Origin of the sequence: Mesorhizobium sp. M5C.F.Ca.IN.020.29.1.1, assembly GCF_003997375.1 — a bacterium.
Taxonomy (GTDB): domain Bacteria; phylum Pseudomonadota; class Alphaproteobacteria; order Rhizobiales; family Rhizobiaceae; genus Mesorhizobium; species Mesorhizobium wenxiniae.
The window spans coordinates 1-5,222 of sequence record NZ_RZSW01000451.1; the positions used below are offsets into that span (position 1 = coordinate 1).

Genomic DNA, 5,222 nt, shown 5'->3' on the forward strand with positions numbered 1-5,222 from the left:
CGCCCGGACAACTTCTTCGATCCCAATGCCGAGTTCGAAGGCGGCGAAGACAACGGCTGATTGCACGTCACAAGGCGTCAGAGCGGCGCTTCAAAACGTTTCGTCGGCTTCCAGTCATTTCTGGACCAATGCCCGGGCCCCTCGCCTGGGCATTTTTGTGCCAAAAGGAACTTTTCGAACCCCTATATGTTGAGGCAGACTACAGCGCCGCGCGTCCTTTGGACGCGCAAATGAAGCTGTAGAACTTCGGTTTGGCGCATGATCCTTTCCGAAAATCGAATCCGATTTTCGGGATCGTGCGCGAGACAGCGTGTCTGGCCAAGAGGGGATATTGGTCATGAATATTCTGCTGAAACGCATTCTCGACCGCCTGGTGCGCACCGGCAACCTCAAAGTCACCGGACCGAAAGGCCTCTCGGTGATTTTCGGCGATGGCACTGGCGATCCGGTGCACATGCACATCAAGACCGCGCATGCCGAGCGCGCCATCACCTTCGATCCGATGCTGGCGGTGCCGGAGGCCTACATGGACGGCGAACTCGACATACTCGAGGGTGGCGTGCTGGGGGTGATGCGTATCGCTTTCCAGAACATGGGTAGCGGCGGCATCGATGCCACCTGGTCGAAGGCAATCGAGGGCCTGCGCCACGCCTTCCGCCGCCTGCAGCAGATCAACACGGCGGCGCGCGCGCGCCGCAACGTGCAGCGCCACTATGATCTATCGGGCGAGCTCTACCGGCTCTTCCTCGACGAGGACATGCATTATTCCTGCGCCTATTTCGAGCAGCCGGACATGACGCTCGATGAGGCGCAGGCCGCCAAGAAGCGCCACATCGCCGCCAAGCTCAGGCTGAAGGCCGGTCAGACGGTGCTCGACATCGGCTCCGGCTGGGGCGGGCTTGGCCTCTATCTCGCCAAGGCCTTCGACGTAGACGTGCAAGGTGTGACGTTGTCGACCGAGCAGCATGGCGTCGCCACCGACCGCGCCCATGCGCAAGGCCTGGAAAACCGCGTGCATTTCGAATTGAGGGATTACCGCGAGCTCAACGAGCGCTTCGACCGCATCGTCTCGGTCGGCATGTTCGAGCATGTCGGCGTCAATCACTACCGCACCTTTTTCGACAAATCGGCGACACTCTTGAAGCCGGACGGCGTCATGCTGCTGCACACGATCGGCCGCTCCGGCGTGCCGTGGGCAACCAGCGCCTTCATTCGCAAATACATCTTCCCGGGCGGCTATATCCCCTCGCTCTCGGAAGTGATGCCGGCGATCGAAAAGTCGGGCCTCATCGTCACCGACATCGAAATCCTGCGGCTGCATTATGCCGACACGCTGAAGCACTGGGGCGAGCGCTTCGCCGCCAACCGCGACAAGGCCAAGGCGATTTACGACGAGCGTTTCTGCCGCATGTGGGAGTTCTACCTAGCTGCCTCGGAAGCCGCCTTCCGCTGGCAGGATCTGGTGATCTTCCAAATCCAGATCGCCAAGAAGAACGACACGCTGCCGATGTCTCGCGACTATATGGCCAAATGCGAGAAGGCGCTGGAGATGCGTGACATGGGACATCGCCCAAAAACCGCTACCGTCAAGCCCGCGCGGCGGCGCAAGGTAGCGGATACAGAATAGACTGCCGGCGATCGCCCATTGCGGCTTGCCTTTGCCGGCCCGCACGCTGAAAAAGGTCTCGTCGTCGCCGCGAGACCTTTTTTCATGACCTATCTCATCTACATCGTTGCTGCCCTTGCCGAGATCGCCGGCTGCTTTTCGATCTGGGCGTGGTGGCGGCTGGAAAAGTCGCCGTTGTGGCTGGCGCCAGGCCTAGCCTCGCTCGCATTGTTCGGCTTCCTGCTGGCGCTGGTAGACGTCAGCGCGGCGGGTCGCGCCTATGCCGCCTATGGCGGCATTTACATCGCTGCCTCGGTCGGATGGCTGTGGCTGGTGGAAGGCGTGCGCCCCGACCGCTGGGACCTTGCCGGTTCCGCGCTCTGCATCCTTGGCGCCTCGGTCATCCTGCTCGCGCCTCGGGGGGCGTGAGCTATGGAACTGCCTATCCCACTTCGACAGGGCGTCGAGCGCCTGCTCGAAAAAGTACCGCTGCCGACGCTGAAGCAAGCGGCAAAAACGCTGTCGGACCGCTACCGCGCCGAACTGCGCGACGGCCGTCTGCACATGGCCGAGCAGATGGCGGTCAAGGCCTATCTGGCGACGCGGCTGCCGGCGACCTATGCCGCCGTCCGTGCCGGCCTCGATGCGCTCAGCGAGGCAAGACCCGATTATGCTCCGAAAACCCTGCTCGATATAGGCGCCGGCCCTGGTACGGTGCTTTGGGCCGCGCTCGATATCTGGCCCGACCTCCAGCAGGCGGTGCTCATCGAGGCGAGCGCCGCGGTGCGCCGGGTCGGCGAGGCGCTTGCCACTGAGGCGATGACGGCCAGGGTCGCCTGGCTGGCCGGCGATGTCACCCTCGATCTCGCCGATCTCAAGCCGGCCGAGCTGGTCACCTGCGCCTATGTGCTGGACGAGATCGGACCGGCGTCACTGCCAAAACTCATCGACCGGCTCTGGCACCTGACCGACAACACGCTGCTGGTGGTGGAGCCGGGCACGCCGGCCGGATGGCAGCGCATCGTTGCCGTGCGCCGGCAGCTGATCGAGGCGGGCGCGCATGTGCTTGCGCCTTGCCCGCATGAGGCTCCCTGCCCGCTCGTGCCGCCCGACTGGTGCCATTTTTCGCGCCGTGTCGCGCGTTCGCGCCTGCACCGGCTGGCTAAAGATGCCGACGTGCCATGGGAGGACGAGAAATTCATCTACATCGCCGCCTCCCGCCAAGCTGTTGCCCCACCGCAGGCACGTGTGATCGCACCGCCGAAATCGGGCTCCGGCAAGGTCCTGCTGAAACTTTGCCAAAAGGACGGCAGTGCCGACGAGAAACTGTTCACCAAGCGCCACGGTGAACTGTTCAAGGCGGCGCGGCGGCTGGACTGGGGTGATTCCGTCTAGCGACTTCGGCCCGCGTCCACCACACACTTGATTTTGTTCTTCATTTGTTCTAGCTATCGCGCAGAATCACGACCTTACCGAGTCAACCGGAATCGGAGCACGGGAATTCCGTCCTGTGGACGGTTTATCGTTCCTGTGAACAGTGGGCATCAAAGCCGGTTGGACAGGTACTGTTGCAGATAAGTCAGCACTGATTTTTCCCATTCTGATATCGAGGAGCCGGGATCGAAATCGGGGACATCATGGCAGAGGCAGCACGAAAATTCGGCGTGGCGGAAACACCGCTCTATCGCGAGGCACCGAACAACATCGAAGCCGAGCAGGCGCTGCTCGGCGCCATCCTCGTCAATAACGATGCTTTCTACCGCGTCTCGGATTTCCTGAAATCCGGCCATTTTTACGAGCCGCTGCATAGAAAAATCTTCGAAGTCGCCGCCGAACTCATCCGTATGGGCAAGATTGCGACACCGATCACGCTGAAGACCTTCCTACCTGCCGACGAGAAGGTCGGCGACATGACGGTTGCGCAATATGTCGTGCGGCTGGCCGTCGAGGCGGTCACCGTGGTTAACGCCGCCGACTACGGCCGCGCCATCTACGATCTCGCCACGCGACGCGCACTGATCACCGTCGGCGAGGACATGGTGAACATCGCCTACGATGCGCCGGTCGACATGTCGCCGTCCGAGCAGATCGAGGATGCCGAACGGCGCCTGTTCGAACTGGCCGAGACCGGCCGCTACGATGGCGGCTTCGAGAGCTTCACCGATGCGGTCAAAACCGCCGTCGACATGGCCAATGCCGCCTATATGCGCGACGGGCATTTGTCGGGCGTCGCCACGGGCCTGCGCGATCTCGACCGCCGCATGGGCGGCCTGCAGCCCTCCGATCTGATCATCATCGCCGGCCGCCCCGGCATGGGCAAGACCTCGCTTGCCACCAACATGGCCTTCAACATCGCCGAAGCCTATGTGCCGGCGCAACAGGCCGACGGCTCGTTCAAGGCGGCAAATGGCGGCGTGGTCGGCTTTTTCTCGCTCGAAATGTCATCGGAACAGCTCGCTACCCGCATCATTTCCGAGCAGACCGAAATCCCGTCGTCAAAAATTCGCCGCGGCGAGATCAGCGAGATGGACTTCGAAAAGCTGGTCGCATGCTCGCAGACCATGCAGAAGATCCCGCTGTTCATCGACCAGACCGGCGGCATCTCGATCGCCCAGCTATCAGCGCGGGCGCGGCGGCTGAAACGCCAGCGCGGCCTCGACGTCATCGTCATCGACTATATCCAGCTGATGCAGGGATCGAGCGCCAAATCCTCACAGAACCGTGTGCAGGAGATCACCGAAATCACCACCGGCCTGAAGGCGCTGGCCAAAGAGCTTGCCGTGCCGATCATCGCGCTGTCGCAGCTGTCGCGCCAAGTCGAAAGCCGTGACGACAAGCGCCCTCAGCTTTCGGATCTGCGCGAATCCGGTTCGATCGAGCAGGACGCCGACGTGGTGATGTTCGTCTACCGCGAGGAATACTATCTGAAGAACCGCGAGCCGAAGCCCGGCACCGACGAATACATCAAATGGGAAAACGAGATGAACGAGATGCGCGGCAAGGCCGAGGTCATCGTCGCCAAGCAGCGTCATGGGCCGACCGGATCAGTCAGCCTCGCTTTCCAGGGCGAGTTCACCCGCTTCTCCGACCTCGCCGAGGAGCATCATATTGCGGAGAGGTTTGAGTAGTTTTTGACTTACCGCCGCGCTCCGTCACACCCCCCTCTGGCCTGCCGGACATCTCGCCCGCAAGGGGGGAGATCGGCAGCTTTGCCGGCATTGCTCTTCCTGCAACGTCAGCGATTGGCCAAAGCGATGGCGACATCCAATCTCCCCCCTTGCGGGCGAGATGTCCGGCAGGCCAGAGGGGGGTGGGCAGGATCACCAGCCTCCGACCGCTTTGGAGCGTCATCAGCCTGATGGCCAAATCGCGCATCCAGTTCATCTGCCAGAATTGCGGTTCGGTGCATCAGCGCTGGGCCGGTAAATGCGATGCCTGCGGCGAGTGGAATACGCTGGTCGAGGAAGGCACGTCCGGCGGCATCGGCTCGGGTCCGGCCAGCACCCGAAATGCACGCAAGGGCCGTGCCGTGGTGCTGACGACTTTGTCCGGCGATATCGAGGATGCGCCGCGCATCGTCTCCGGCATCGGCGAACTCGACCGCGCCACCGGCGGC

4 protein-coding genes and 1 pseudogene are annotated in these 5,222 nt (G+C 62.3%); all 5 read left to right on the plus strand.

Annotated features, from left to right (window positions below; genetic code table 11):
• Positions 1-337 precede the first annotated feature (337 nt).
• Positions 338-1,627 (plus strand): cyclopropane-fatty-acyl-phospholipid synthase family protein, encoded by a 1,290-nt coding sequence (locus tag EOA85_RS26790; protein ID WP_127211774.1) that lies wholly within the window; start codon positions 338-340, stop codon positions 1,625-1,627.
• 84 nt (positions 1,628-1,711) lie between these two features.
• The gene (locus tag EOA85_RS26795; protein WP_127211775.1) at positions 1,712-2,035 is read left to right on the plus strand and encodes a YnfA family protein; all 324 of its coding nucleotides are present in this window, start codon (positions 1,712-1,714) and stop codon (positions 2,033-2,035) included.
• Between the two features lie 3 nt (positions 2,036-2,038).
• Positions 2,039-3,001 carry a small ribosomal subunit Rsm22 family protein gene (locus EOA85_RS26800; RefSeq protein ID WP_127211776.1) on the plus strand — a complete coding sequence of 321 codons (963 nt, stop codon included), beginning with the start codon at positions 2,039-2,041 and terminating at the stop codon, positions 2,999-3,001.
• A 242-nt stretch (positions 3,002-3,243) separates the two neighbouring features.
• Entirely contained in the window at positions 3,244-4,734 is a 1,491-nt protein-coding gene (locus EOA85_RS26805) for a replicative DNA helicase (protein ID WP_065009846.1), read from the plus strand.
• Positions 4,735-4,964: 230 nt separating this feature from the next.
• Positions 4,965-5,222: pseudogene (locus EOA85_RS26815) on the plus strand (DNA repair protein RadA); the annotation flags it as partial.